This window comes from Paenarthrobacter sp. NPDC057355, assembly GCF_042667405.1.
In the GTDB taxonomy this organism is placed as follows: domain Bacteria; phylum Actinomycetota; class Actinomycetes; order Actinomycetales; family Micrococcaceae; genus Arthrobacter.
The window spans coordinates 72,321-96,660 of record NZ_JBHVAL010000004.1 but is presented as its reverse complement, the minus strand read 5'-3'; the positions used below and the strand labels follow the sequence as shown (position 1 = coordinate 96,660).

21 protein-coding genes, 1 tRNA gene and 2 riboswitches are annotated in these 24,340 nt (G+C 63.4%); of the genes, 10 read left to right on the top strand and 12 right to left on the bottom strand.

What is annotated here, in order from left to right:
• The first annotated feature begins 62 nt into the window (after positions 1-62).
• The 3 genes from ACFUOZ_RS07115 to ACFUOZ_RS07105 all read left to right on the top strand — a co-directional run bounded on the left by ACFUOZ_RS07115 (position 63) and on the right by ACFUOZ_RS07105 (position 975).
• Positions 63-135: transfer RNA gene (locus tag ACFUOZ_RS07115), tRNA-Arg, on the top strand.
• A 1-nt stretch (position 136) separates the two neighbouring features.
• The gene (locus tag ACFUOZ_RS07110) at positions 137-580 is read left to right on the top strand and encodes a DUF6314 family protein (RefSeq protein WP_377546164.1); all 444 of its coding nucleotides are present in this window, start codon (positions 137-139) and stop codon (positions 578-580) included.
• Positions 577-975, top strand: coding sequence for an NUDIX domain-containing protein (locus ACFUOZ_RS07105; RefSeq protein ID WP_377546162.1), 399 nt, complete (start codon positions 577-579; stop codon positions 973-975). Before ACFUOZ_RS07110 ends, ACFUOZ_RS07105 begins: the two co-directional genes overlap by 4 nt.
• Positions 976-1,033: 58 nt before the next feature.
• On the opposite strand, the gene ACFUOZ_RS07100 is transcribed toward ACFUOZ_RS07105, so the two are convergent.
• Both ACFUOZ_RS07100 and ACFUOZ_RS07095 read right to left on the bottom strand, forming a co-directional pair.
• Positions 1,034-2,947: an ABC transporter ATP-binding protein gene (locus ACFUOZ_RS07100; RefSeq protein ID WP_377546160.1), complete on the bottom strand. Its 1,914-nt coding sequence runs from the start codon at positions 2,945-2,947 to the stop codon at positions 1,034-1,036.
• Positions 2,948-2,950: 3 nt separating this feature from the next.
• Complete coding sequence (locus ACFUOZ_RS07095; RefSeq protein WP_377546158.1) at positions 2,951-4,612, bottom strand: ABC-F family ATP-binding cassette domain-containing protein; 1,662 nt, start codon at positions 4,610-4,612, stop codon at positions 2,951-2,953.
• Positions 4,613-4,821: 209 nt separating this feature from the next.
• Here ACFUOZ_RS07095 and ACFUOZ_RS07090 point away from each other — a divergent pair, with 209 nt between their 5' ends.
• From ACFUOZ_RS07090 to ACFUOZ_RS07060, 7 genes are all read left to right on the top strand, one after another.
• On the top strand, positions 4,822-5,544 hold the full coding sequence (locus ACFUOZ_RS07090) for a hypothetical protein (protein WP_377546156.1): 723 nt from the start codon (positions 4,822-4,824) through the stop codon (positions 5,542-5,544).
• Entirely contained in the window at positions 5,541-6,248 is a 708-nt protein-coding gene (locus ACFUOZ_RS07085) for a hypothetical protein (RefSeq protein ID WP_377546154.1), read from the top strand. Before ACFUOZ_RS07090 ends, ACFUOZ_RS07085 begins: the two co-directional genes overlap by 4 nt.
• A 238-nt stretch (positions 6,249-6,486) precedes the next feature.
• A complete protein-coding gene (locus ACFUOZ_RS07080; protein WP_377546152.1) occupies positions 6,487-7,302 on the top strand; it encodes an amino acid ABC transporter substrate-binding protein in 816 nt (271 codons plus the stop codon).
• Positions 7,303-7,962 carry an amino acid ABC transporter permease gene (locus ACFUOZ_RS07075; protein ID WP_281450963.1) on the top strand — a complete coding sequence of 220 codons (660 nt, stop codon included), beginning with the start codon at positions 7,303-7,305 and terminating at the stop codon, positions 7,960-7,962.
• Positions 7,949-8,737: an amino acid ABC transporter ATP-binding protein gene (locus ACFUOZ_RS07070; protein WP_377546150.1), complete on the top strand. Its 789-nt coding sequence runs from the start codon at positions 7,949-7,951 to the stop codon at positions 8,735-8,737. Before ACFUOZ_RS07075 ends, ACFUOZ_RS07070 begins: the two co-directional genes overlap by 14 nt.
• A 29-nt stretch (positions 8,738-8,766) precedes the next feature.
• On the top strand, positions 8,767-9,663 hold the full coding sequence (locus ACFUOZ_RS07065; RefSeq protein ID WP_377546148.1) for a hypothetical protein: 897 nt from the start codon (positions 8,767-8,769) through the stop codon (positions 9,661-9,663).
• A gap of 2 nt (positions 9,664-9,665) precedes the next feature.
• On the top strand, positions 9,666-10,700 hold the full coding sequence (locus tag ACFUOZ_RS07060) for a hypothetical protein (RefSeq protein WP_377546146.1): 1,035 nt from the start codon (positions 9,666-9,668) through the stop codon (positions 10,698-10,700).
• Between the two features lie 10 nt (positions 10,701-10,710).
• On the opposite strand, the gene ACFUOZ_RS07055 is transcribed toward ACFUOZ_RS07060, so the two are convergent.
• The 10 genes from ACFUOZ_RS07055 to ACFUOZ_RS07010 form a co-directional block, all read right to left on the bottom strand.
• Positions 10,711-13,740, bottom strand: a complete 3,030-nt coding sequence (locus tag ACFUOZ_RS07055; RefSeq protein ID WP_377546144.1) for an alpha-mannosidase — start codon at positions 13,738-13,740, stop codon at positions 10,711-10,713.
• A 170-nt stretch (positions 13,741-13,910) separates the two neighbouring features.
• Positions 13,911-14,774, bottom strand: a complete 864-nt coding sequence (gene fdhD, locus ACFUOZ_RS07050) for a formate dehydrogenase accessory sulfurtransferase FdhD (RefSeq protein WP_377546142.1) — start codon at positions 14,772-14,774, stop codon at positions 13,911-13,913.
• Between the two features lies 1 nt (position 14,775).
• Positions 14,776-17,082, bottom strand: a complete 2,307-nt coding sequence (locus ACFUOZ_RS07045) for an FdhF/YdeP family oxidoreductase (protein ID WP_377546140.1) — start codon at positions 17,080-17,082, stop codon at positions 14,776-14,778.
• A gap of 65 nt (positions 17,083-17,147) precedes the next feature.
• Positions 17,148-18,491, bottom strand: a complete 1,344-nt coding sequence (locus ACFUOZ_RS07040) for a molybdopterin molybdotransferase MoeA (protein ID WP_377546138.1) — start codon at positions 18,489-18,491, stop codon at positions 17,148-17,150.
• The gene (locus ACFUOZ_RS07035; RefSeq protein WP_377546136.1) at positions 18,488-19,381 is read right to left on the bottom strand and encodes an NTP transferase domain-containing protein; all 894 of its coding nucleotides are present in this window, start codon (positions 19,379-19,381) and stop codon (positions 18,488-18,490) included. The genes ACFUOZ_RS07040 and ACFUOZ_RS07035 overlap by 4 nt, the downstream gene beginning before the upstream one ends.
• A gap of 42 nt (positions 19,382-19,423) precedes the next feature.
• Complete coding sequence (locus ACFUOZ_RS07030; protein WP_144662688.1) at positions 19,424-19,924, bottom strand: HNH endonuclease; 501 nt, start codon at positions 19,922-19,924, stop codon at positions 19,424-19,426.
• Positions 19,925-20,141: 217 nt separating this feature from the next.
• Positions 20,142-20,915 carry an NlpC/P60 family protein gene (locus ACFUOZ_RS07025; RefSeq protein ID WP_377546134.1) on the bottom strand — a complete coding sequence of 258 codons (774 nt, stop codon included), beginning with the start codon at positions 20,913-20,915 and terminating at the stop codon, positions 20,142-20,144.
• A gap of 91 nt (positions 20,916-21,006) precedes the next feature.
• Complete coding sequence (locus ACFUOZ_RS07020) at positions 21,007-21,738, bottom strand: C40 family peptidase (protein WP_377546132.1); 732 nt, start codon at positions 21,736-21,738, stop codon at positions 21,007-21,009.
• Between the two features lie 4 nt (positions 21,739-21,742).
• A riboswitch (cyclic di-AMP (ydaO/yuaA leader) is annotated at positions 21,743-21,925 on the bottom strand.
• 124 nt (positions 21,926-22,049) lie between these two features.
• Positions 22,050-22,886 (bottom strand): M23 family metallopeptidase, encoded by an 837-nt coding sequence (locus tag ACFUOZ_RS07015; protein WP_377546130.1) that lies wholly within the window; start codon positions 22,884-22,886, stop codon positions 22,050-22,052.
• A gap of 4 nt (positions 22,887-22,890) precedes the next feature.
• Positions 22,891-23,131, bottom strand: a riboswitch (cyclic di-AMP (ydaO/yuaA leader).
• A 193-nt stretch (positions 23,132-23,324) separates the two neighbouring features.
• Positions 23,325-24,020 carry a metal-dependent transcriptional regulator gene (locus ACFUOZ_RS07010; RefSeq protein ID WP_274262668.1) on the bottom strand — a complete coding sequence of 232 codons (696 nt, stop codon included), beginning with the start codon at positions 24,018-24,020 and terminating at the stop codon, positions 23,325-23,327.
• Positions 24,021-24,340: the final 320 nt, after the last annotated feature.

Below are 24,340 nucleotides of genomic sequence, written 5' to 3'. Positions count from 1 at the left end.
ATGCTTGTAGTCGTGTCCGGGCCCTCGAGCTCCAGCAGTGGGATTCCAAGCCGCGGACACAGGCCCTCGTAGCTCAGTGGATAGAGCACGGCTCTCCTAAAGCCGGTGTCGTTGGTTCGATTCCAATCGAGGGCACTTGAACCATCAGCAGCCCACCCCGGACCTGCGGGCCTACCTGGCCGGCAGCTGGGTGGTGGAGCGGACACTCCTGGACCGCGCCACGGGCACCAAAGGTTCCTTCACCGGCGTCGTGCGCTATCAAGAGAACCCCGACGGCGGGCTGGACTACCGCGAAGACGGAACCATGCACTGGCCCACCCACTCGGGACCCGCCTTCCGCGAATACCGCCTGAGGCCGGGCAGCAGCCCGGAGTCCATGGACGTGTTCTTTCCTGACGGCCGGCCCTTCCATGTCATGAGTTTCACGGAGCAGGGCCACCAGGACGAACACTGGTGCGATCCGGACGATTACCGCGTCAACTACCTGTGGGAGGGGCCGGACGCGTTCAGCTTCACCTGGGACGTCCGGGGCCCGGCGAAGGACCTGCTGCTGGAATCGCACCTGAGGAGGAATTCATGAACGTGATCGTGGTCAGCGCCGTCTGCGTCTACAACCAGGCAGGTCAGCTCCTCACCGTCCGAAAACGCGGCACGGAGAAGTTCATGCACCCCGGCGGAAAGCCCGAGACCGGAGAAACAGCTGCCCAGGCGGCGTCCCGGGAGCTCTTCGAGGAAGTCGGCATCGAGGTGGCCCCGGAGGATCTGGAACCCTTGGGCGTCTGGCATGCCATCGCCGCCAACGAGGACGAGACCACCATCGAGGCCACCGTTTTCACGGCCCCGGGGACGTGGGAGGCGCACCCTTCTGCGGAAATAGCCGAAATCCGCTGGCTCGACCTCGACGCACCCCTGCCCGCAGATTTGGCCCCGCTCCTGACGGACCACGTCCTGCCCGCCCTCGCAGCACCCAAGTAAGTAACAGCAAACGCTCCACTGAGGTGCCAGTGGAACGTTTGCTGTTACCCAGTTGGGTCTACAGCTCCGGGACCGCTTCCTGGGCCACTGCCGTAGCCTCCGCGAACTGGGTCCGGTACAGCTCAGAGTAACGGCCGTCCGCCGCGAGCAACCCGCTGTGGGTGCCGCGCTCGACGATCCTGCCATCCTCCACCACCAGGATCGCGTCCGCGGCACGGATGGTGGACAAGCGGTGCGCAATCACGACGGCGGTACGCCCCTCGAGCGCCTCGCCCAAGGCCGCCTGAACGGCAGCTTCGTTGGTGGAATCAAGCGCTGCCGTAGCCTCGTCCAGGATCACGACGCGGGGCTGCTTGATCAGCAAACGGGCAATGGTAAGCCGTTGGCGCTCGCCACCGGAGAGCCGGTAGCCGCGCTCCCCCACCACGGTCTCCAAACCATCGGGCAATGACCGGATCATGGGCTCCAGCCGCGCACGCCGGAGCACGTCCCACATGTCCTCGTCGGTGGCATCCGGCCGGGCGAGGCGCAGGTTCGAGGCGATCGTTTCGTGGAAGAGGTGGCCATCCTGGGTCACCATGCCCAGCGTGTCACGCAGCGAATCGAAGGTGATGTCCCGGACGTCGGTGCCCGTTTTCGGTCCGTGGCCGCCGAAGCGCACGGCTCCGGAATCGACGTCGTACAGGCGGGACAACAACTGGGCGATGGTCGACTTTCCGGCACCGGAGGAACCTACCAACGCCACAGTCTGGCCCGGTTCAACCCGGAAGCTGATCCCGTGCAGCACTTCCTCGCCCCCGCGGGTGTCCAGGGTGGACACTTCCTCCAAGGATGCCAAGGACACCTTGTCCGCCGACGGGTAGGAGAAGCGGACATCGTCAAACTCCACCGCAACCGGGCCGGGAGCAACCTCGACGGCGTCCGGCTTCTGCGTGATGAGTGGCTTCAGGTCCAGGATCTCGAAAACGCGCTCGAAGCTGACCAGCGCGCTCATGATCTCCACCCGGGCGTTGGAGAGTGCCGTCAAAGGGGCGTAGAGGCGGGTCAACAGGAGCGCCAGGACCACAACGTCGCCCGGAGCGAGCTGGCCGCTGAGGGCCAACCAACCACCGAGGCCGTACACAAGAGCCAATGCCAACGCCGAAACCAAGGTCAAAGCCGTGACAAACGTGAACTGAAGCATGGCGGTCCGGATACCAATGTCCCGTACGCGTCCGGCCCGGGCAGCGAACTCGCGCGATTCCTCGTCCGGCCGGCCAAAAAGCTTCACCAAGGTGGCACCGGGTGCGGAGAAGCGCTCCGTCATCTGGGTACCCATGGCTGCGTTGTGGGCGGCTGCCTCGCGTCGGAGATCGGCCAGTTTTGAACCCATGCGCCGTGCCGGGATCAGGAAGATAGGCAGCAGCACCATGGCGAGGACGGTGACCAGCCAGGAAGTATTGAGCATCACGGCAAGGGTCAACGCCAAAGCCACCACATTGCTGACCACCCCGGACAGGGTTCCCGCAAAGGCGGACTGGGCACCGATGACGTCGTTGTTCAAACGGCTCACCAAGGCACCGGTCCGTGTCCGGGTGAAGAACGCGATGGGCATGCGCTGCACGTGGTCGAACACCCGGGTGCGGAGGTCCACGATGACACCCTCGCCGATCGTGGAGGAGAGCCAGCGTGTCAGCAGTCCCACTCCTGCCTCACCAACAGCAACAATCGCGATGAGCACGGCCAACCAGACCACGGTTCCCACACCTGCATTGGCGATGATGGCGTCTACAACCTGGCCGGCCAGCACCGGCGTGGCCACGGCCAGTACGGCCCCGGCGATGGACGCGATCACAAAGGCAATGAGCTTGCCCTTGTGCGGGGCCGCGAAAGCCAGGACTCTCTTCAGGGTTTCCTTGGAGAACGGCTTGGAGCCGCTCTGCGCCCGGGTGATTTTGTAGAGCGAGCTCCAGGCCACGCCGTCCATGCTCATGCGTTACTTCTCCTGGTTTGTGGTGTGGTGGAGTTCCCGGACTTGTCCGTTGTCCAGGTGCCACCGCGAATCGAGTCGAACGTTTTCCAGCAGCCGGCGGTCGTGGGTAACCAGCAGGAGCGCGCCTTCGTAGCTCTCCAACGCCTCTTCGAGCTGTTCGATCGCGGGCAGGTCCAAGTGGTTGGTGGGTTCATCCAGGACGAGGAGGTTCACGCCGCGGGCTTGCAGCAAGGCGAGCGCAGCACGGGTCCGCTCACCCGGGGACAGCGAGTCCACGGTGCGGGAGGTGTGGTCCGCCTTGAGTCCGAACTTGGCCAGCAGGGTGCGGACGTCCGCGCTGTTCCAGTCCGCCAGCACAGCTTCCACGGCGTCACCGAGCTGCCGGCCGCCGTCGAGCAGTCCACGTGCCTGGTCGATTTCGCCGATGGCGACCGAAGCTCCCATGGAGGCCTCGCCGTCGTCCGGTTGTTGTGTCCCCAGCAGCAGGCGCAGCAGCGTGGACTTGCCCGCGCCGTTCGGTCCGGTGATGCCGATCCGTTCCCCGCCGTTGAGTTGGAGGTTGACCGGCCCCAGCGTGAAGTCGCCTTGCCGGGCGACGACGTCACGCAGGGTTGCGACGACGGCACTTGAGCGGGGTGCCTGGCCGATGCTGAACTGGAGCTGCCACTCCTTGCGGGGCTCTTCCACCTCGGTGAGCCGGGCGATACGGGACTCCATCTGGCGGACCTTCTGCGCCTGTTTCTCGGAGGATTCAGTACTGGCGGCGCGACGGATCTTGTCATTGTCCGGGTTTTTCTTCATGGCGTTCCGGACGCCCTGGGAGCTCCACTCACGCTGGGTGCGGGCGCGGGAGACGAGGTCGGCCTTGGTGTTGGCGTATTCCTCGTAGCGCTCACGGGCGTGCCGCTTGGCGACGGCGCGCTCTTCGAGGAAGGATTCGTAGCCGCCGTCGTAGACTGCCACCGAGTTTTGGGCCAGGTCCAGTTCCACAACGGTGGTGACACAGCGGGCCAGGAATTCGCGGTCGTGGGACACCAGGACCACTCCCCCACGCAAACCCTGAACGAAGGCTTCAAAGCGTGCCAGTCCGTCGAGGTCGAGATCGTTGGTGGGTTCGTCCAGGAGCACCACGTCGAAGCGGCTCAGCAGCAGCGCGGCCAGCGCCACGCGGGCCGCCTGCCCGCCGGAGAGGCCGGTCATCAGGGCGTCGGCTCCGACGTCGAGCCCGAGGTCCGCCAGTACAGCGGGAATGCGGTCTTCCAGGTCGGCAGCACCGGAGGCCATCCAACGGTCGAAGGCAAGGGAGTACGCATCATCTGCGCCGGGAGCCCCCGAACCGAGCGCTTCGGCGGTGGTTTCCATCTCCGACGTGGCCCGGGCGCAACCGGTGCGGCGCGCAATGTAGCCCGCGATGGACTCACCTTGCGTGCGCTCGTGTTCCTGCGGCAGCCATCCCACAAAGGCATCCGAGGGTGCCAGGCTGAGGCTGCCTTCCTGGGGCTGGTCCACGCCGGCCAGGATACGAAGCAGCGTTGATTTGCCGGCGCCGTTGGCCCCCACCACGCCCACTACGTCGCCGGGCGCCACTGTGAGGGAAAGCTTGGAAAAGAGTGTGCGGTGGCCGTGACCACCGGCAAGTTCCTTGGCCACCAAGGTTGCAGTCATTTGTCTATCCTCCAGCAATGGGAACGCAGATCATCCGGCCGCGATTCCCGCGGGCATGGAAAAACCCGCCGGTCCGGACTTGGGGGGTGTACGGACCAGCGGGTTCAATCATCAAGCATAATTCAATGTGGCGACGGCGTAAAATCGATCTGTACTCCCACTTACCGCATCTGCTGGTTTGCCGCGCGTCACATCACAGAGAGTTCCACATGCCCTTACAGTCCAAGGCGTTCCAGCGCTGGCTTCATGGCGTTGCGCCCGATGCCAGCACGGCGGACGTCTGCAGGATCGCCGGCATCAAGAGGACTACCTTGGCCCAGCAACTGGTCCGCGGCAAGGTGGCCGAATCCACGCTGGTCAGCATCAGTCGGGGCTTCAACATCAACCCGGTGCAGGCGCTGTCCACCTTTGACCTGTACGCCGATCTGCGCGGTGACCCCATCCCACCCACCCCCTGCGAGCTGGTGAGCCAGGTTGCAACCATCGACCTGTTGCGCGCGGTGGTCGAGCGCAGCGAGCCCGGGACTGGCCCCGCCGCTCCCCTTTCGGAGCCGCCGCACCCTACGTCGGTGCGCAACTGGGTGGACGCGATCGACGACGGCGAGTTGCGGCACCGGGTCAGCGGCACCACGGGCATCGCGCCCCAGAACTTCTCGGCCCACCTGACAGCCAACCGGCTTCCACCGGAACTGGCGATCGCCACCTCGCGGGCGGCCGGCGTCGGCCCGGCGGGCGGCCTGGTGGCAGGTGGGCTGATCACGGAGGCCGAAGCCGGGTGGGCACCGAATGCCCGCCGCGAAGCTTTGGACCGGATGAGCCAAAGTGCACTGGTGACCCTTGCCGGTGAACGGCTTTTGGCGTTGGGAAAGACTCTTCGACGACAAGAACAAGACCATGAACGTACTGAAAGAATTTGGGAGAACCTCGGATGACGGCTGTCCTGCCCTGGGTCACGCTGGTAGTTTGCCTTGCGATCACTGTCGCACGGATACCCAGCGCGCTGCGCGGGGAAAACCGCGTGGTGTTCTACATTTTTTCGTTGATCTCACTCAGTATCTTCATCAGTATCGAAGCTCCCTACCTGGTTATTGATGGTTGGTTGGGCGGGATGAACATCGGCAACCTGATTCTGCGCTTCCTGCTGTATGCCACGTTCTTCTTCATGGGCATCAAGATCGCCACGGCTTTCGGGTCGGAGTCTGCTTTGCGGGCCATCCGTGGCCCCATTGGCATCACCGTTGCAGCGATAGTGGGCGCGCTGACCATCTACTTTTTCCTGCTCACGGACACCCGGGGTTCGTCGGCCGGGATGAGCGGCCTGGTGTGGGGACCCTCCCTTGAGGCCTACGCGTTCATGGGCCGCTTCTATCCGGGGTTCGTCGCCGCCTGCCTGCTACCGGCCATTTGGCGCACGGTGGTGAGCCAGGCCCCGATGCTGCTGCGCGTGGCTTCGGGCTTGCTGCTGCTGGGTTTGTCGCTCCTTTTGCTGTCCCAGTTCTTCCCGCTGATCCCCTTTTCGGAGGCGTGGTTGCGGGTGCTGATCAACTACTCGGCAGCCCTGTTTACGTGCATCGGATTGGCCGGCATCTGGTTTTCTAAAGCCTTCGCGCGTCGTAAACAACGTCTCTCGACGTAAGACTTTCACAAAACCATTAGATCGTGGCACAATCATGAATGTGTGAATGCGGCAGCAGCCTGACACCGGAATCAGAGAACGGGTTTCCGGTGGATGTGGCGCCCATGTGAGCACAATTGGGGGGATGAGTGGTGGCGGGCTGTTGGGGACCGCCCCCACTCAGCCTTTTTAACGCCGGTTTTACCCCGTACCGGTGTCCACCGCAGAACCGTTCCCCTCCGGTGACTAAGATGGCTCCATGAACAGCCTCCGCACCCGTCGTTCCATCCTTGCCGCCACCTTGGCTTCCGCTGCCCTTGCCCTTTCGGCCTGCGGCGGAGGATCAACACCGGCACAGTCAGGCGGGGACACCTCCCTTTCCGATGTGAAGTCCAAGGGCGAACTGGTCATCGCCACTGAAGGCACCTACCGCCCGTTCAGCTTCCATGCCGAGGGCGCCGGCGACCTCACGGGATTCGATGTCGAAATCGCCAAGGCTGTCGCCGAGAAGCTCGGCGTCAAGGCAACCTTCCAGGAAACCCAGTTCGACGGCATCTTCGCTGGCCTCGATTCCAAGCGCTTCGACACGATCGCCAACCAGATCTCCATCAACGATGAGCGCAAGGCCAAGTACGATTTCTCCACCCCCTACACGATCTCCACGGGCGTAGTGGTCACCAAGTCGGACAACTCCAGCATCAACAGCTTCGCCGACCTCAAGGGCAAGACCACCGCACAGTCCCTCACCAGCAACTTCTACAAGATGGCCGTCGAGGCAGGCGCCAATGTCCAGGCCGTTGAAGGCTGGGCCCAGTCCGCAACCTTGGTTCAGCAAGGCCGGGTGGATGCCACGGTGAACGACAAACTCACCTACCTGGACTACGCCAAGACGACTCCCGATTCCGGCCTGAAGGTTGCCGCGGAAGCGCCGGACAAGACTGAGAGCGCGCTGGTCTTCCGCAAGGGTTCCACCGAGCTCACCAAGGCCGTGGACAAGGCTTTGGAAGACCTCCGTGCCGACGGAACACTGGCGAAAATCTCGGACAAGTACTTCGGCGCGGACGTCACCAAATAGATGAACTGGGACCTCGTCTGGAGTTCCTTCGGGCCACTCATCACCGGGGCCGTGACCGGAACCATTCCGCTCACTCTGATGTCCTTCGCCTTCGGGCTGGTGCTTGCATTGCTCGTGGCGTTGCTGCGGTTGAGTCCCAACGTCGTGCTCTCGGGAATCGGCCGCTTCTACGTTTCGGTGATCCGCGGTACTCCCCTGCTGGTTCAGCTCTTCGTGATCTTCTACGGTCTGCCCAGCGTGGGGGTAAAGCTTGATCCTTGGCCCAGTGCGGTCATCGCGTTCTCCCTGAACGTGGGCGGTTACGCTGCCGAGATCATCCGCGCAGCCATCCTGTCCGTGCCCAAGGGCCAGTGGGAAGCCGGGCACACCATCGGCATGTCCAACCGACAGACCCTGGTGCGGATCATCCTTCCGCAGGCAGCCCGCGTCTCCGTTCCACCGTTGTCCAACACCTTTATCTCTTTGGTGAAGGACACGTCCCTTGCATCACTGATCCTGGTCACCGAACTGTTCCGGAACGCCCAGCAGATCGCCGCTTTCAGCCAGGAGTTCATGGCCCTGTACCTGCAGGCAGCCCTGGTCTACTGGGTCATCTGCCTGGTTCTCTCCACAGCGCAATCCGCGGTGGAGAGAAGATTGGACCGCTATGTCGCCCACTGATCCCTCCAGCATGGTCCTGGAGGCACGGAACCTCGCCAAGGCCTTTGGCAGCAACACCGTGTTGCGGGATATCGATATCGATATACGCCGCGGACAGGTTGTGGCCTTGATCGGACCATCCGGCTCCGGCAAAACCACGGTGCTGCGTTCGCTCAATGGCCTGGAAATTCCCGACGCCGGTACGGTCACCTTCGGGAGCGGCGATGCCTCAAGCGGGCTTGCCATCGATTTCGGTGCCAAGGTGGGCAAGAAGGACATCGCCGCACTGCGCGATCGCAGTGCCATGGTCTTTCAGCACTACAACCTGTTCCCGCATATGACGGTGCTTAAGAACATCATCGAAGGGCCCGTGCAGGTACAGAAGCGCCCAAAGGCCGAAGCAATCGCTGAGGCCGGGCGCCTGCTGGAGCGGGTGGGCCTGGCGGACAAACGCGACGCTTATCCCTTTGAGCTCTCCGGCGGACAGCAGCAACGTGTGGGCATTGTCCGGGCGCTGGCCCTGAAGCCCCAGTTGCTGTTGTTCGACGAGCCCACCTCAGCCCTGGATCCTGAACTCGTGGGCGATGTCCTCGGCGTCATCAAGGAGCTGGCGGAAGAAGGCTGGACCATGGTGATCGTGACCCACGAGCTGGCGTTCGCCCGGCACGTGGCCGATGAGGTCATCTTCATGGATGGCGGCGTTGTGGTCGAACGCGGCCCTGCCGCCGAGGTGCTGCGGGCACCCCGTCAGGAACGGACCAAGCTTTTCGTGAAACGGCTTCAGCACGACGTCTAAGCTGGTTGGAAACATTGGGGGGTCTGATTTTGGACGAGACAAGCATTAAACCGGCGAACGGCAGTTCGCGGCGCACCACGCTCATCGTGATGATCGTGGCTCTCGCGTTGGTGGCAGGGGGCTTCGGCACGTGGTTCGCGCTGTTCCGTCCCAGCGGGGTCCAGCGGGCCGATGTTGAGCGCCTGGACAAACAACGCGGCATCGTGGACAACTCCATGAACCTGTACGATCCACTGCTCCAGGAGTTCACAGCCCGCTACACCAACGTGGTGGCAGAGGTGGACGACGACCAGGAAAAAGACCTGGTGCTGAATCAGGAAAGCGACCTGATCAAGCGCGAATCGGAAGCCAATACCGGAAGGCTGGACGCCATGGCCAACTCTCCGGTGGTGCAGGAGGACGGCGTCACTGCTGCCTTCCAAAAGTTCAAGGAAAACTACGGCGCCGTCATCGCCTACAGCGACCAGCAGCTCATTAACACGGCCAACATCACCGGCTCGGTAGGGGGCCCCTGCGCACCGCTCCATAGGGACCTTAACGTGTCCGGTGCGAACTACTCGGCGGACTACGTCAAGACAGCTGATGCATGCTTGGAAGCACTGGCCAGCGCCAAAGACAAGGCAGATGAGGAGACGGTGGCGCTTCTCACCGGGATCGAAGGCGTGGTCAAAGGACAACGCGACAAGCAGCAGGAGGTCCTGAACCAGACAGAGCCCCTGGCCCGTTTGGCCAAGAGCACCACGGCGGGAGTTGCCCTTCTCGATATCAACGACGCCCTGAACAAAGTTCGGACAACCTACGAGGACGCCGTCAAAGCGAAATCGACCAAATTGGTTGAGGACGCCAACTCATCCAATGCCGAGCTTGAACGCGTCCTGAAAACACGGCTGGAAAGTTTTGATGCCGCCGCTCGGGAGGGGAAGTAACCATGACGTTTGAAAACCCGGAGTCCACGGAGTCCAGCCCCGCCCCCGTCCGCACCCGCCGGCGGGCTCTTCTGGCGATCAGCATCATCGTTGCCGTGTTCGTGATCGCTGCCGCAGCCTTGGTGGCCGTTAGCCAGGTCGCCGGCCAGCAGAAGAAGGAAAGTCTGACTTCGCTGAAGGAGGACCGCTTGAACGCCTTGGGCGATGCCCGGGCCAAAGTCCAGCCCGCCCTGAATGCATACTTGGCGGCCTACAAGAAGGCCCGGAATACTCCCGCCTCCCGGGACCAGGCCGTGCAGGACAGCCAAAAGGAGAAAGAGGAATTCCAGCAGGCCACCACCTCTGCCCGCTCCGCCCTCCAGGACGTGAAGTCCAGCAACGGCTCCGGAGACGGACAGGTCGGGGTGGCGGTCCGGCAGTTGGTGGACTCCCATGAGCGCTACTTCGACTACATGGAGGGTCTGGTGGAGTCTTACCCGCAGTTTGAGGGCCTGTTCCGCGAGGACGACGCCGCCGGATGCAACGGCTTGTTTGTGGGCTCCAAAGCGGCCACACTGCGGGAACGCCAGACCCTCCTGGCCCAGGCTGCGGCTCCCTGCCGCAAGGCTGCCAGCGAGCTCAAGCAGTCAAAGAACAACGCATACGTCGAGTTCGCCCGCACCTTCGACAAGCACGTGGCTGATCTCGAGGCACGCGCCGAGGTCACGGCGGAAGGTGAAGAGAAATACGCAGAGTTCGTCCGTGCCAAGGATGACCTGGTCAAGAAGGCAGCCGATGCAGAGGTCCGGAACGCGTCCAGCGATGAGGTGCTGAAGATCGCCGACGAAGCCAAAGCTGTCAACGCCCAGATCCGCGCCAACAGGTCCGAGTTCGACTTCGCGGCAAAACGCTATCTTTCAGGCGTGAAGGAAATGCCCTCCCTGATTGAGAACGTTTTCTCGAAGGAAGTCGCCGCCGACATCAAACACTTCGACTCGGTCCTTCCCGCCCGGGTCCAGATCCTCAAAGACAGCATCGACGTTCAGCTGGTGGAGTAGCCTCCGAGCCTTACCGCGAAAAGCGCAACGTGACCAACTGGAACGGACGCAGCATCAAACTGACCGTCGAGCCCTCCTCCACAGCGACTCCTGCGGCCTCTGTCGGGCGCTCCAAGAGGTCCGTGGCAGTGACACCCGTGGCGTCAAAGCCGGGCTTCACCAGGGCAGCTGAGCGCTCACCCAGGGATTCATAGAGCCTCACCACAACGTCGCCGGAGCCGTCTTCGGCGAGCTTCACGGCTTCCACCACGATCGCCGGGTTGGATACCGAAACCAGCGGATCAACGGCATGCCCTCCAGTGACGAACCGGGGTTTCAGGTTGGTACGGTACCCCTCCTCCACAGCATCAGCTATGGCAGCCCCGGGCCTGATGGACAGCTCCAGGGTGTGCTCGCCCCGGTCAGCTTCGGGATCCGGGAACCGGGCCGAGCGCAGCAGCGAGGTGCGGACCGTCGTCGTGGTTCCGCCGTCTTCGCGCACCGACCGGGTGACGTCGTGTCCATAGCTGGAGGCGTTGCTGATGGCCACGCCGTAGCCGGGCTCAGCAACATGGATCCACCGGTGGGCACAGATCTCGAACTTCGCCGCTTCCCAGGACGTGTTGGTGTGGGTGGGCCGGAACACGTGCCCGAACTGCGTCTCCGACGCGGAGCGGTCCGCGCGGACATCCAGGGGAAAAGCGATCTTCAGCATCTTCTCGCGTTCCTGCCAGTCCACAGTGGTGGCGATCCCCAGGGAGGTTGCGCCGGCGTCGAGCGTCAGGCGTTGCGTGATGGTGGACGCGCCCACCACGCGTTTGACCAGCACGACGGCGCCGGTTGCGGTCCGTTCGAAATCGATGGCTTCCGCGTCGGTCAACGGGGTGACGTTGTGGCGGTAGAACTCTTCGATGTCCCAGGCGTCCCACTCGTTGGGGGTGTCCCGGAACAGCTCAAGAAGATTACCCGCCTGCCCGGGCGCGATGGCCTCCCTGCCACTGGCATGGTCCATCACCGAGGTCAGCAGGCCGTTCGTATCCACAACTACCCGGATCAGCCCGTTGTCCAGCACGAAACCGCCTTCTGACTGCTCCACTTGGACGCCCGCACCGGGTTGGGTGGTCTCGGCGACGCTCAGGGCAGGAACCCCGCCTCGCTGGTGCGGAGCGGCGTTCAGGAGGAATTCGGATTGTCCTTCCCCAACCAGCGCTTGGGCCGCCTGCGCAATGATGTGCTCGAGGTCGCGGGAGATAGCCTCGTAATTCCGCTCGGCATCCTGGTGGACCCAGGCGATGGAGCTGCCCGGAAGGATGTCGTGGAACTGTTGCAGGAGCACCAGCCGCCACAGCCGCTTCAGCTCATCCCGGGGATATGTGTAGTCGCTGCCCAGACGGACCGCCGCGGTGGAGCACCACAACTCTGCCTCGCGCAACAGGTGCTCGCTGCGCCGGTTGCCCTTCTTGGTCTTGGCTTGGCTCGTGTACGTGCCCCGATGCATTTCCAAGTACATCTCCCCCACCCAGACAGGCAGGTTGGTGTACTCGGCCTCGGCCTTGGTGAAGAAGTCCTTGGCGGTACCCATCCGTACCTTGGGCGAGCCCTCCAGGTCTGCGGTGCGGTGCGCGGCCGCCACCATTTCGCGCGTGGGTCCGCCACCGCCGTCGCCGTATCCGAACGGCACCAGGGACATGGTGCCCCGGCCGTGATCGCGGTAGTTCCGCTCTGCGTGCGCCAGCTCGCGGCCGTGAAGCTCAGCGTTGTACGTATCCACCGGCGGGAAGTGGGTGAACAACCGGGTGCCGTCTATGCCCTCCCACGAGAACGTGTGGTGCGGCATGCGGTTGACCTTGTTCCACGAAATCTTCTGGGTCAGGAACCACCGGGAACCGGCCTCCTTGACGATCTGCGGGATGGCCCCGGAATAGCCGAAGGAATCCGGCAGCCAGGCCTCCTGGCATTCGATGTCGAACTCCTTGAGGAAGAAGCTTTTGCCTTCGACGAACTGGCGGGCCATGGCTTCGCCGCCGGGCATGTTGGTATCCGATTCCACCCACATGCCGCCCACGGGAATGAACTGGCCGGCCTTGACCTTTTCCCGGATACGGACAAAAAGCTCCGGGAAAAATTCCTTCATCCACGCCATTTGCTGCGCGGATGAACAGGAGAAGACGAAGTCCGGGTCCTCATCCATGAGGGCCACGACGTTGGAGAAGGTCCTGGCGCACTTACGGATGGTTTCACGGACCGGCCAAAGCCAGGCGGAATCGATGTGGGCATGGCCTGTGGCCAGAAGTTTGTGGGCCGAGGCGTAGGCGGGGCGGCCCAGGACCTCCCTCAGCGCTTCGCGTCCGGCAGCGGCAGTACCCGCGACGTCGTCCGGGTCCATGATGTCCATCATGCGTTCGAGTGCACGGAGAATCTCATGACGCCGGGGCATTTCCATCGGCAGTTCATGCATCAAGCCACTGAGGGTCCAGATGTCCTGGTTGAGCTCCCAGACGGTCTCGTTCAGCTCGGCGATGGCGATCCGGCCCAGGCGGTAGCGTGGCTCGTCGCCGGAGGTAGCCTTGTCCCCCAACGCCGTGGGGGCAAAGGACCAACCCTGGGCAACGTCCGGGTTCGCCGCGGCTTCCACGTAGAAATCGACTGAGAGTCCACCCCCCAGAAGTTTGAGGGGAACGTGGTAGTTCCGGGGAGAAATAGCCTTGATGATGCTGCCATCGGCACGCCAGGCGGTTCCCTCGCACTGGAAGCCCGGCACGTCGCTGTTGAAGCCGAGGTCCACGATGATCTCCACGTCCGTGGAATCGGACATGCCCCAGTCCTGCGGAACCTCACCCTGCAGGCGCAACCACTTGGTGCTCCAGGCCTTGCCCCATAGCGCACCCGGCTCCTGCGGGGTGAACAACTGACGCATCGCCTCTGCGGCTGGGACGGGCTCGCCAGGAGCATCCCAACTGCTCAGTTGCAGCGGTATTGCCCTGCCGTAAATGGCCGGAAGAATGCGGTCGCGAACGAATCGATCGAGACGCTGTTCAGTGATCCGGCGGTCGTCGTGCAATTAAATCCCCTTTGGGCGTTGACTGGGTGGCAAGGCTTGATGACCGGGCTCCGGCATGCCGGGCGAGGACGGCGCTGTGGTTGTCACCGCGTTTCCATTCGATGGATAAAATCTACGGCGTTGACGGCCAATAGCCAAGTGACCGGGCGATATCGCTTCAACCACCAACCCTATCGGCCCTGCTCCGCGATCCTTTCCCGGCCGGCATACACATTGAGGCTTGCACCGCGGCTGAAGCCAACCAGCGTGATGCCGGATTCTGCAGCCAGCTCTGCCGCCAGGCTGGACGGCGCGCTGACGGCCGCCAGCACCGGAATTCCGGCCATGGCGGCCTTCTGGACCAGCTCGAACGATGCCCGTCCTGAAACCTGGAGTACCGTGCCACTCAACGGCAGCTTGCCTGACCGCAAGGCCCAGCCCACCACCTTGTCCACCGCGTTATGCCGGCCGACGTCTTCCCGGAGGCACAGCAGCTCGGTGCTGCCGTCGTCGTGAATCCTGAAAAGTCCGGCAGCGTGGACGCCGCCAGTCTTGTCGAAAACGGCCTGCGCTTCGCGGAGACGGTCCGGCAGTGCCGCCAGGGCGGCCACCGGAATGGTGACGTCGTCCTCGCCGGGGCTGTGGTGCGAAGACTTACGGACGGCCTCGATGGAATCCGTACCGCAGATGCCGCACGAACTGGACGTGTAGACGTTCCTGCCCGTGTCAGGGCGCACTACATCGGGGGGTAGCTGGGCGTCCACGACGTTGAAAGTCTGCACCCCATTCTCGTCCTCCCCCGAGCAAAAACGCTCCGAAATCAGCTGGGAAGGCTCCCAAATGATGCCTTCTGAGACCAGGAAGCCCGCCACCAAGTCAAAGTCGTCCCCCGGAGTCCTCATGGTCACCGAGAACGACATCTCGCCCAGCCGGATTTCCAAGGGCTCCTCCACCGCCAGTACGTCTTCCCTAAAGCGGACTGGATGCTCCAGTGCCTGGGGTGAGCCATCCAGGACAAATTTGTGCACCTTGCGGCGCTGCGTCACACGTCCCATGTCAGGAACCGACCTCCTCGTGCCTCACAAATCGGACAGTCATTGCCTTATATCCGGGGGTGTTGGATTCCCGGGCCACGAGCTCACGGTGAACCAACGCATTGGCTTCGGGGAAGTACGCCGCGGCGCATCCCTTGGCTGTCGGATACCCGATCAGCCGGAACTTGTCGGCGCGCCGCTCCGATCCGGAGAACGTGGAGACAACATCCACCAGTTCACGGTCCTGGAATCCGAGTTCCAACAGGTCCTCGGGATGGACGAGGATCACGCGGCGACCGTCCGAGACCCCTCGGTACCGGTCATCCAAGCCGTAGAACGTGGTGTTGTACTGGTCATGGCTGCGCATCGTCTGCAAGATCAAATGACCTTCGGGAGCTTCAAGATACTCAAGGGGCCGCACGGAGAAGCGGCCCTTGCCAATATCCGTTGCGAAAGTGCGGGTATCCCGGGGCGGGTTGGGCAGTACGAATCCGTTCTTGGTACGGATCCGGGCATTGAAGTCCTCAAAACCGGGAATGACGCGCGAGATATGATCCCGGATCACGTCATAGTCTTCGGCCATGGCCCGCCAGTCCACGCCGTGGTCGTCGCCCAGCGTCGCCTGCGCCATGCGGGCAACGATCACCGGTTCACTGAGCAGGTGCTCGGACACCGGTTCCAGCCTGCCCTGTGTCTTGTGGATGACGGACATTGAGTCCTCCACCGAGAGGAACTGCTTGCCCTCGGGGTGTTTGTCGTCCATGTCCGTGCGGCCAAGGGTTGGCAGGATCAGCGAGGTTTTGCCATGGACAATGTGGGCACGGTTGGGTTTGGTGGAGATGTGAACGGTCAGGCCCGCCTTCTTCAGGCCCTCCTCCAACGCGGCCGTGTCCGAGCCTGCGGCTGCGAAGTTTCCGCCCATGGACACGAACACATCCACCTCGCCTTTTTCCAGGGCGTGCTGGGTTTCCACTGAGTCGTAGCCGTGGTCGCGCGGCATCGTGAAGCCGAATTCCTTGTCCAGTGCGGCAAGGAAGGATTCCTTCGGCTTCTCCCAGATCCCCATGGTCCGGTCGCCCTGCACATTCGAGTGTCCGCGGACCGGACAGGCGCCGGCGCCGCGCTTGCCGAAGTTGCCCTGCAGCAACAGCAGGTTGATGATCTCCCGGAGCGTGTCCACCGAGTGCGGCTGCTGGGTCAATCCGAGCGCCCAGCAGATGATGGTGGCTTTCGAGGCCGCCATCATTGAGGCCACCTTGGTGATCTCTGCACGCGACAGGCCCGTGGCCTTCTCCGTTTGCCCCCAGTCCAGCACCGAACGTGCTTGCCGGTACGCGGCAAAACCTTCGGTCTGGTTTTCGATAAAGGAATGGTCGACGACGGTACCGGGGTTGAGTTTCTCCTCCTCCAGGAGCAGGTGGCCAAGTGCCTGGAACAGCGCCAGGTCACCCCCGACCTTGATCTGCAGGAACTCATCGGCAATGGTGGTCCCGCCCCCGATCACGCCATTGAGGGACTGGGGGTCCTTGAAGTTCAGCAGTCCGGCCTCGGGCAGCGGATTTACGGCAACCACTTTGCCGCCGTTGTTCTTGCAATCGCGCAGGGCGGACAGCATGCGCGGGTGGTTGGTTCCCGGGTTCTGGCCCACCACCAGCACCAGCTGGGAGTGGTGGATGTCCTCCAGGGACACGGTGCCCTTGCCAATTCCGATGGTGGGGTTCAGCGCACTGCCCGAGGATTCATGGCACATGTTGGAGCAGTCCGGCAGGTTGTTGGTGCCCAAGCTGCGCGCGAACAACTGGTACATGAAGGCGGTCTCATTGGCTGTCCTGCCGGAGGTGTAGAAAACGCACTTATCCGGGGTGGTCGCGTTGATGTGCTCCCCTATCAGAGCGAAAGCGTCCGTCCAGCTGATCGGTGAATAGTGCGTCTCGCCCGGCCGGATCACCACAGGCTCCGAGATACGGCCCTGGCTGCCCAGCCAGTATTCAGTCTTGCCCTCAAGCTCTGCGATGGAGTGCCGGGCCCAGAAATCCGCGCCCACCGTCCGAGTAGTGCTCTCTTCTGCTATTGCCTTGGCACCGTTCTCGCAGAACTCCGCCGGGCTTCGCCGTCCAGTGATCGACTCCGGCCACGCGCAGCCGGGGCAGTCGAAGCCGTCGCGTTGGTTGACCCTCAGCATGGATCGGACCGTGCGGGCCACACCGGCCTGGGAGTATCCGCGTTTGAGGGCCACCGTTACGGCTTTGACCCCTGCTGCGGCTCGTTTGGGCGGGTGGATCTGCAGGTCATCTTCATTGATGTCCTGTTCGGGAGCATGCCTGTTCATGAGTCCATCATTGCACCTCGCAGCCGGCGGTTTCCGCCACAAGTAACACTGCAGCGCACTCGCACTCAGGCGTCCAGTCCGCTCCAGTCCACAGGCCCCGACGACGTCTTCCGCTGCGGGCGCGCTGCCGTCTTCCGGGTCTTGTCCCCGGGTGCTTTGGGCACAGGCAGCGCCCGAGCCCACGGCAAGGGAAAAGCAGGGACAGGTTCGCCCAGCTGGACTCCATGCGGTGGAACCACCATCACTCCGTCCGCACCGGCGAGCCCACGCATCATTCCCGGTCCCGAATGCTGGGCAGGCGATGCCAGGCCGTAGACAAGCTTGAATGGCATCAGCCTTGTCCGCCCCGGCTCCGCATCGATGGTGGTACCGCAGGGCACCTCTCCAACGTCGTCCAGGTGACTGTGCCCAAGCGCCGCAAGCAGGGGTGCCCCGATGGTGAACAAGGCCATCATCGCCGCCAAAGGATTCCCTGGCAGCCCCACGACGAAACGGCCATCCGGCAACTCTGCCAATACGGCAGGGTGCCCCGGCCGCATCGCGATGCCGTCAATCAGCAGTTGGCCCCCGAGTTCGGCCACAGCCCGCCGGAAATGGTCCGTGCCGGAACGTCCGGTCCCGCCCGTGGAAATAACGACGTCGGCAGGCGGCTCTGCTTCTGCGTCCGGATCACCGGGTGCAGGCTCTGTGTCCTGGAGCGCGGCCAGCCACTCCTCGTAGCTGTCGCCCACCCTGAGCTGCTCCCCAGCGATACCGCCCAGGAGTTCCACCACGGGACCAAGCTGTGGCCCGAAGGTGTCCCGTACTTGGCCAGGCTGTGGAACCCCACGCTCAACTACCTCGGATCCGGTCAGGAGGAACCGGACCAAGGGTTTGCCCACAACGTCCAGGTGGTCGAGGCCCGCGAGGGCCGCCAGGGCGATGTGGGCGGGATTTACCACCGTTCCGGCTTTGAGCAGGACGTCCCCGGCTGCGGCCTCTTCCGCGGCTTTACGGATGTGTTGGCCGTTGCGCGGTTCCCCGGGCTTGGCGGTGCCGCCAAGCCCGAGAAGCGGCAGGCCGTCGTCGTCCGTGGTGATGACACCACTCTCACTCCGAAGCACCGCCTTGGCACCGGGAGGTACCAGGCCTCCCGTGACAATCGGGCTTGCTTGGTGGGGCGCCAGTCTTTGGCCAGGTTCGCTCAGGATCCACGGAGCGCTTCCGTTAACTGCCCAGCCGTCCATGGCGGAGGACGCGTAGTGCGGCATGTCCTGGACCGCCAAGGCGTCCGACGCCAGGGTACGGCCCAGCGCGGCCTTCAGCGGGACCGGACCCGAGGGAATGGGCGTGGCGACATCGAACGCGCGTTGCCGGGCTTCCTGCCATGTGTGAGCCGCGTGATGGCCCCCGCCCGGGGCCTCCGTCATTCGGCGTCAGTCCCGGACTCCGAGTACTCCTTGGCTATTTTGCGGGCCAGGTCCAGAGCGGCGTTCATGGAGGCATCATCGCTGGCCTGGCCAATGCCACGGGCCATGCCTGCGGCGTAGCCTGCAATGAAGGTAGTGAGCGGGGCAGCCGGGCGGACCACGGAGTGCGCGGCCACTCCTGCCACAGCGAGCACCTCATTAATGTCCACTTCCACGCCCTCGAGCTCAAAGGCCTGCAGCAAAGTGCGGCACCAATCCTCGAGCGTCTCTTCCTGGCTCTTCACGTCCGCCTCCACATCGTAGTCAATACCCAAGGCCGCGGCGTCCTCCCACGTATCCACGTCATCGGTAGACCCTGCGGGGACGCCAACATCCAGCAGGTTCAGCCTAGCAAGCAGCTTGAACACAGGTGAGTTGCTTAACCCGGAACCGTGCGACGCCGCGTCCACTTCCCGTTCCAGGGCAGCGGTGCTGTAGACCCCCAACAAAGGCTGCTTGCGGCCGTCAACGGATACCGCCATCGCCCCTTCAACCGAGGGATTCGCCTCGAGTGCCTCCCATAGCCTGCCTAGGCCCTCCGAGGCTTTGGGCATATCGCAGGCCAGAACCAGAGTCCATTTGGAGGCCGGGCCTTCCTCCAAGGCAGCCAACCCTGCTGCAATCGCAGCCGCGGGGCCGGCAAAGGCCGGCTCCTCGCGCGCAACAAGGACCGATTCCGGCAGCGATTCACCGTTGGCATCAGGTCCCACCACAACCACGGCCGCCGCACCCCGCACAGCCTCGAGGGCATGCGAAAGGAGGGTGCCGCCGTCGTACTTCAACGATGGCTTGGGCACGCCCCCGAGGCGGGTGGCCCTGCCACCCGCCAGAATCACGGCGTTGAACTCCATCCGCCCAGAGTACCCGGGCGGCCGGAGCTCAGCAGAAATCGATCAGGCAGCGGATTCCGGAAGCAGGAACGGGTCCCAGTCCGGCGCAGGTTTCTCGAGTTCTTTGATCTGCCACATGGTCCCCTGGGGCACACCGGGTTTGAAACGGAGTTTCCATCCCATTTCAGCCAGTGTGTGGTCGCTCTTGGCGTTATTGCATTTCAAGCACGCCGCAACCAGGTTTTCCCAGGAATCCGCGCCGCCCCTGGATTTGGGGTGGACGTGGTCTATGGTGTGGGCTGTTTTCCCGCAATAGGCGCAACGATGGCCATCGCGGCGAAGAACTCCGCGACGGCTCACGGCAGTGATCCTGTTGTACTTGGGACGGATGTAGCGGTTCAGGAGGATCACGGAGGGGCGTCCGAGAATCTCCTGTGGCCCGACGACAGGCTCGTCGCCTTCGGCCACAACGCTAGCTTTCCCAGTGAGCACAAGGACCAGCGCCCGGCGGAAGGTAATAACCGCCAGCGGTTCATATCCAGCATTCAGAACGAGTGTGCGCATGCACGTACCTCTTCACGGCCGCACCCGTCAGGGGCACGAGGGCCGGCTGCCCTCTGCATGTACGGGCTGTGGATCGACAACACAAGGGTAAGCACTTATATGCCGTATCAACGAATTTATTTGTCGATCCGCTCACAGTGTCTGCAAAAATTCATGCGCGGTTAAAGCAGAACACCCCGCCGGCAATTGCCTGCGGGGTGTTCCTGGGAGTCTGTGGCTAGCCGTTGACGCGGATGAATACCGGTCCGGAGCCGACGTTGACGCTGAACAGTGCCGTGGTGGATCCGTTCCATCCACCGTGGACTGCCATGCCGTTGCCAACGTAAACAGCGATGTGTGCCTGTCCGGCCAGACCGCCGTTGGCGTAGTAGGCGAGGTCGCCGGGTTGCGCTTCCGCTGCGCTGACGGTACGGCCCAGGGAGAGGTAGCCGGCGGGCCAGTCGTGGAAGTGGATGCCAACAGCAGCGAGCGAGTTGGTGACCAGCATGGTGCAATCCTGCGTGACGCCGAGCTGGGCGTAGGCGGCAGCGGCAATGGCTGCGCCAAGCCCGCTGGAGGCTGCCGGAGCGGCAGGTGCCGGGGTTGCGGCGTTGACTGCAACTGTGGCGTTGGTAGCCGGAGCCGTGGCGGTCTTGGGCGCCTTGGCCTCAACCTTCGCGGGAGCTTCCTCCACCACGGGAGCCGGAGCTTCCACCGTGGTGACAACAGGGCGCTCATAAGAGATGGCGACCGTGGAGTCCGCGGCGATCGTAGCCTGGGCAACCGACTGGACATCGAGGGCGGTGGTCGCCGTGGACTCGCGGTCCACGCTCGATTCAGCAGCGTTGGCAGCGATACCGCTGGTCAGGACCAAACCTGAAGCTGCGGCGATGACTGCTGCCTGACGGCCGACGCCACCGGCGTTGACGCTTACGGCCTTGGCGATCACGGCAAGCGAGCTGGTCTTGGGGGCCTCAGCGCGGTGCCGTGCAACTTTGTTTGCACTGGTCATTGTTTTTCTCTTTCGTATCCGCAGGCAGTTGGGGTACCTGCGGGTAGCGGGCCGACCGGCAGGGGTACGCCAGCCAACCCCGAATCGGGTTTTAGCGGAGGGTAAAGAACGAGGACGTGCCCGTGGAGGCCACGGAATGCAGCAGGGTGCCCTGGCCGGGGTTCAAAGCGCTGATCATCATGCCGTTGCCGACGTAGATGCCCACGTGGGCTCCGCCGTTCTGCATGACAAGGTCACCAGGCTGGGGGGTGCTGGTGGCCTTCATGGCCGTCCAGGCGTTCACGCGGGGGATGCTGATGCCGGCCTGCGCGTAGACCCACTGGGTGAAGCCGGAGCAGTCCCAGCCGGCGGGGGTGGTACCGCCCCACACGTAGGGGGAGCCGATTCCGGTGTAGGCGATGGCGGCAAGCCCTGATGCAGCCGCGCTTGCAGCAGAATCCTTGGTTTCGAAGGACTTGGCGGTGACGGCCGTGGCGTCATCGGCGGTGCGCTCGGTCACCTGGGCTGCCCGCTGGACGACCTTGGGAGCTTCCTTGGTTGCCACGACCGGGCTCTCGAAGGAAACGGTGGCTGTGGGCTCTGCCGTGACCACCGCGGTGGCAGCCAGCTGCTGGGCGCTGGAAACTTCCGATGTGGTGACATCGGTGTCAGCGGCGTTGGCCGGCAGTCCGACGGTGAGGACGAGGCCTGAGGCTGCTGCCAGAACGGCGGCCTGGCGGCCCATGGTACCGGCGTTGGATGAAACAGCCTTCGAAAGGGTGTTCAACGGGTTCGAACGAACCGTTTCAGCGCGGTGGCGCGCAGGGGTAGTGCGTGATGACACGTAGGTAGCCTCTCCCAATGCCTGCGAGGTGAGCTGTCGGATTCGGATGGGAGTCATCCGGCCGCGTTGCTTCCTGGGAAGCTTTGCGACTTAACCCCAAGGCCTTCAATCGAAGACCAAAAGTGGTTCCCCCGCCCCTGCCAGACGATTTTTGCGAACGGACCTCGAGTGGTGGCAGAGCTAGGCAATCCACTCAAGTGCACCGGCCCCCTAAAAAGCCGATGCGCTCTGAAGGTTATAACAATTGAAAGCGAATGTCACATTCAGGTCACGAGACGTGTCATCAATGCGAGAGAGGACCATCAGGTGGCTTAGAGCCAGCCCATGGGGTCGACGACTTCGCCGTTGACCTGGACCTCGAAGTGGAGGTGGCAGCCGGTGGAAGCGCCCGTTGTGCCGCTGAGGGCTACGGTGTCGCCACGGTTGACCGTCTGGCCCACCTGCACGCTGAACGAAGACAGATGGTTGTACGTGGTCTCCAGGCCGTTGCCGTGGTCCACTACGACGCGATTGCCTCCGCCATACTCGTGCCATCCCGCAAAGGTCACTTTGCCCGCAGCCGCCGCATGCACGGCCGTACCGCACTGGGCCACGAAGTCCTGGCCGCGGTGGAAGTCGCCGGCTCCGCCGGTCAGGGGGCTGACCCGGTAACCGAAGGGCGAAGCCGTGGCCAGGGAGTCAAGGGGGCTGCCAAGGGTGCCCGCGGAAGAGGCGCGCTGGATGCTGCCGACAGACTGGGCGCTGAGCAGTTGCTTCAGCTTTCCGTCGGGGTCCGCCGCGGTGGCAACGGCCGCACGGCTGAAGTCGATTTTGGCTGATGCTGCCGCGGAAACCTCAGGTTGGCTGCCCACGGGGCCGCCAACTGCGAGAGCCGACTCGGTCTGGCCTGATTCCGAAGTAGCCAATACGGGGCTGGTAGCCGGCAGGCCGACAGTCAGGGCAAGTCCGGTGGCGGCAAGCGCGACTCCGGCCTTCTGCCCGACGCCACTGGCTGCGGCGAAGTCGGCAACCTGGCGCAACGGGCTCTTACGGCGGCGCACCTGGCGGTCGGTGTCGCGGGGCCGGATCTCCGATACGACGCGGGCTGGCCGCAGCTCAGTAGCGGGGCCGGACGCACGACGGCGGCCCCTGACGTTCTGCGATGTCAAACTCTGTTCCTCTCTCAAAAGCCTGCGAAGTTAGCTGTCGGATTCGGGTCAGAGAGTTCAAAGACCCGGTCCGCACGAAGCACTCATGGCACGCAGGTATCCCAAAGGGGACTTGCGTTAGTGGGTACTTCTGCTGCGGACTTCACCCCAAGGCTGCTTCTCTAGACAGCCGCTTGTGGTTCCCCCGCCTCTGCCAGTGGTGGTGGTTCACCCAATCCGCTGGCAGAGCTCGGCTCCGGATCAGGTAACGCTTTGGTATCAGCGCTAGTAGATAACTATAGGGGATTAAGCCCCTTGGTAATAAATTCGTTATCAACGGAAAACGCGCCTGCAGCGATGGGCCCTTATCACTCTTTCCCAAAAAGTGCAGGTCACACGCTCGCGGGCCGCCCAAAAGTGAGGTTTGTCACCAGGCGTTCGGCCTTGGAAAGCGACCGGTCAGTTCAGTGACACGAAGACGTGCGCGGCAACTTCCGGAGGAAGTTCCAGTGCGCCCTCAATGCCGGGCACCCGGACGGAGATGTACTCGCCAACCCGTTCAAGGGAAACAGGGGCCCCGGGACGGATGCCGCCTTCGTCCAATTGGGTCAGCAGCTCGGGCTCAACCTGGATGGGTTCCGCCAGCCGGGTGATGACCACCCGGGAATCCGAAGCGTAGCCGTCCATGGCCTGGAGGAGGTTGACATCGATCCGGGGGAACTGCTGACCGGTGAGACCACCGAGCGCCTCGAGTCCGGGAATCGGATTGCCGTAGGGAGACTCCGTGGGGTGTTCAAGGAGTTCGTAGAGGCGGCGTTCGACGCGCTCGCTCATCACATGCTCCCAGCGGCACGCTTCATCGTGCACGTAGGCCCAGTCGAGACCGATGACGTCTGCCAGGAGACGCTCGGCCAAACGGTGTTTGCGCATGACTTCAGTGGCGCGCTTGCGTCCAACCTCGGTCAGTTCAAGGTGGCGGTCGTTTGAGACGATCACCAGGCCATCGCGCTCCATCCGTCCGATGGTCTGGGAGACCGTGGGGCCGGAGTGCCGCAGGCGTTCGGCAATGCGGGCCCTGAGCGCCACAATGTTCTCTTCTTCAAGCTCCAAAATGGTCCGAAGATACATCTCAGTGGTATCGATCAGATCCGTCATCCAGCTCAGCTCTCCTCGAACGCAGTTTTGTTGCGTAATCTCCACCGTACCGCGTCCCATGCCAGGGCAGGCGGTGCCACCGCCACCCTATGAACGCCAGCTCCCAGCTTAGCTTATTTGGAATTACTCCGGATAATTTTGCCCGCATCCTGGTCGCATTCCAGTCGCATTCCAGTCGCATCCGGTTGGTCCTCGTTCCACGTGGCGGACTATAACGACCGCAGGTTCCCGCACGCGCGCCTCGTCAGGCAGAATTGGGGAGTCGAAGGGGCAGTTGATGCCACCTGCCACCTCCCATCTTTGACCGATACACATTGGAG

Excerpts from the sequence above, each read along its gene's own strand:
- ACFUOZ_RS07105 (WP_377546162.1), top strand. The coding sequence starts at position 577 with ATGAACGTGATCGTGGTCAGCGCCGTCTGCGTCTACAACCAGGCAGGT.
- ACFUOZ_RS07100 (WP_377546160.1), bottom strand. The coding sequence starts at position 2,947 with ATGAGCATGGACGGCGTGGCCTGGAGCTCGCTCTACAAAATCACCCGG.
- ACFUOZ_RS07095 (WP_377546158.1), bottom strand. The coding sequence starts at position 4,612 with ATGACTGCAACCTTGGTGGCCAAGGAACTTGCCGGTGGTCACGGCCAC.
- ACFUOZ_RS07090 (WP_377546156.1), top strand. The coding sequence starts at position 4,822 with ATGCCCTTACAGTCCAAGGCGTTCCAGCGCTGGCTTCATGGCGTTGCG.
- ACFUOZ_RS07085 (WP_377546154.1), top strand. The coding sequence starts at position 5,541 with ATGACGGCTGTCCTGCCCTGGGTCACGCTGGTAGTTTGCCTTGCGATC.
- ACFUOZ_RS07080 (WP_377546152.1), top strand. The coding sequence starts at position 6,487 with ATGAACAGCCTCCGCACCCGTCGTTCCATCCTTGCCGCCACCTTGGCT.
- ACFUOZ_RS07075 (WP_281450963.1), top strand. The coding sequence starts at position 7,303 with ATGAACTGGGACCTCGTCTGGAGTTCCTTCGGGCCACTCATCACCGGG.
- ACFUOZ_RS07070 (WP_377546150.1), top strand. The coding sequence starts at position 7,949 with ATGTCGCCCACTGATCCCTCCAGCATGGTCCTGGAGGCACGGAACCTC.
- ACFUOZ_RS07060 (WP_377546146.1), top strand. The coding sequence starts at position 9,666 with ATGACGTTTGAAAACCCGGAGTCCACGGAGTCCAGCCCCGCCCCCGTC.
- fdhD (WP_377546142.1), bottom strand. The coding sequence starts at position 14,774 with ATGGGACGTGTGACGCAGCGCCGCAAGGTGCACAAATTTGTCCTGGAT.
- ACFUOZ_RS07045 (WP_377546140.1), bottom strand. The coding sequence starts at position 17,082 with ATGAACAGGCATGCTCCCGAACAGGACATCAATGAAGATGACCTGCAG.
- ACFUOZ_RS07040 (WP_377546138.1), bottom strand. The coding sequence starts at position 18,491 with ATGACGGAGGCCCCGGGCGGGGGCCATCACGCGGCTCACACATGGCAG.
- ACFUOZ_RS07035 (WP_377546136.1), bottom strand. The coding sequence starts at position 19,381 with ATGGAGTTCAACGCCGTGATTCTGGCGGGTGGCAGGGCCACCCGCCTC.
- ACFUOZ_RS07030 (WP_144662688.1), bottom strand. The coding sequence starts at position 19,924 with ATGCGCACACTCGTTCTGAATGCTGGATATGAACCGCTGGCGGTTATT.
- ACFUOZ_RS07025 (WP_377546134.1), bottom strand. The coding sequence starts at position 20,915 with ATGACCAGTGCAAACAAAGTTGCACGGCACCGCGCTGAGGCCCCCAAG.
- ACFUOZ_RS07010 (WP_274262668.1), bottom strand. The coding sequence starts at position 24,020 with ATGACGGATCTGATCGATACCACTGAGATGTATCTTCGGACCATTTTG.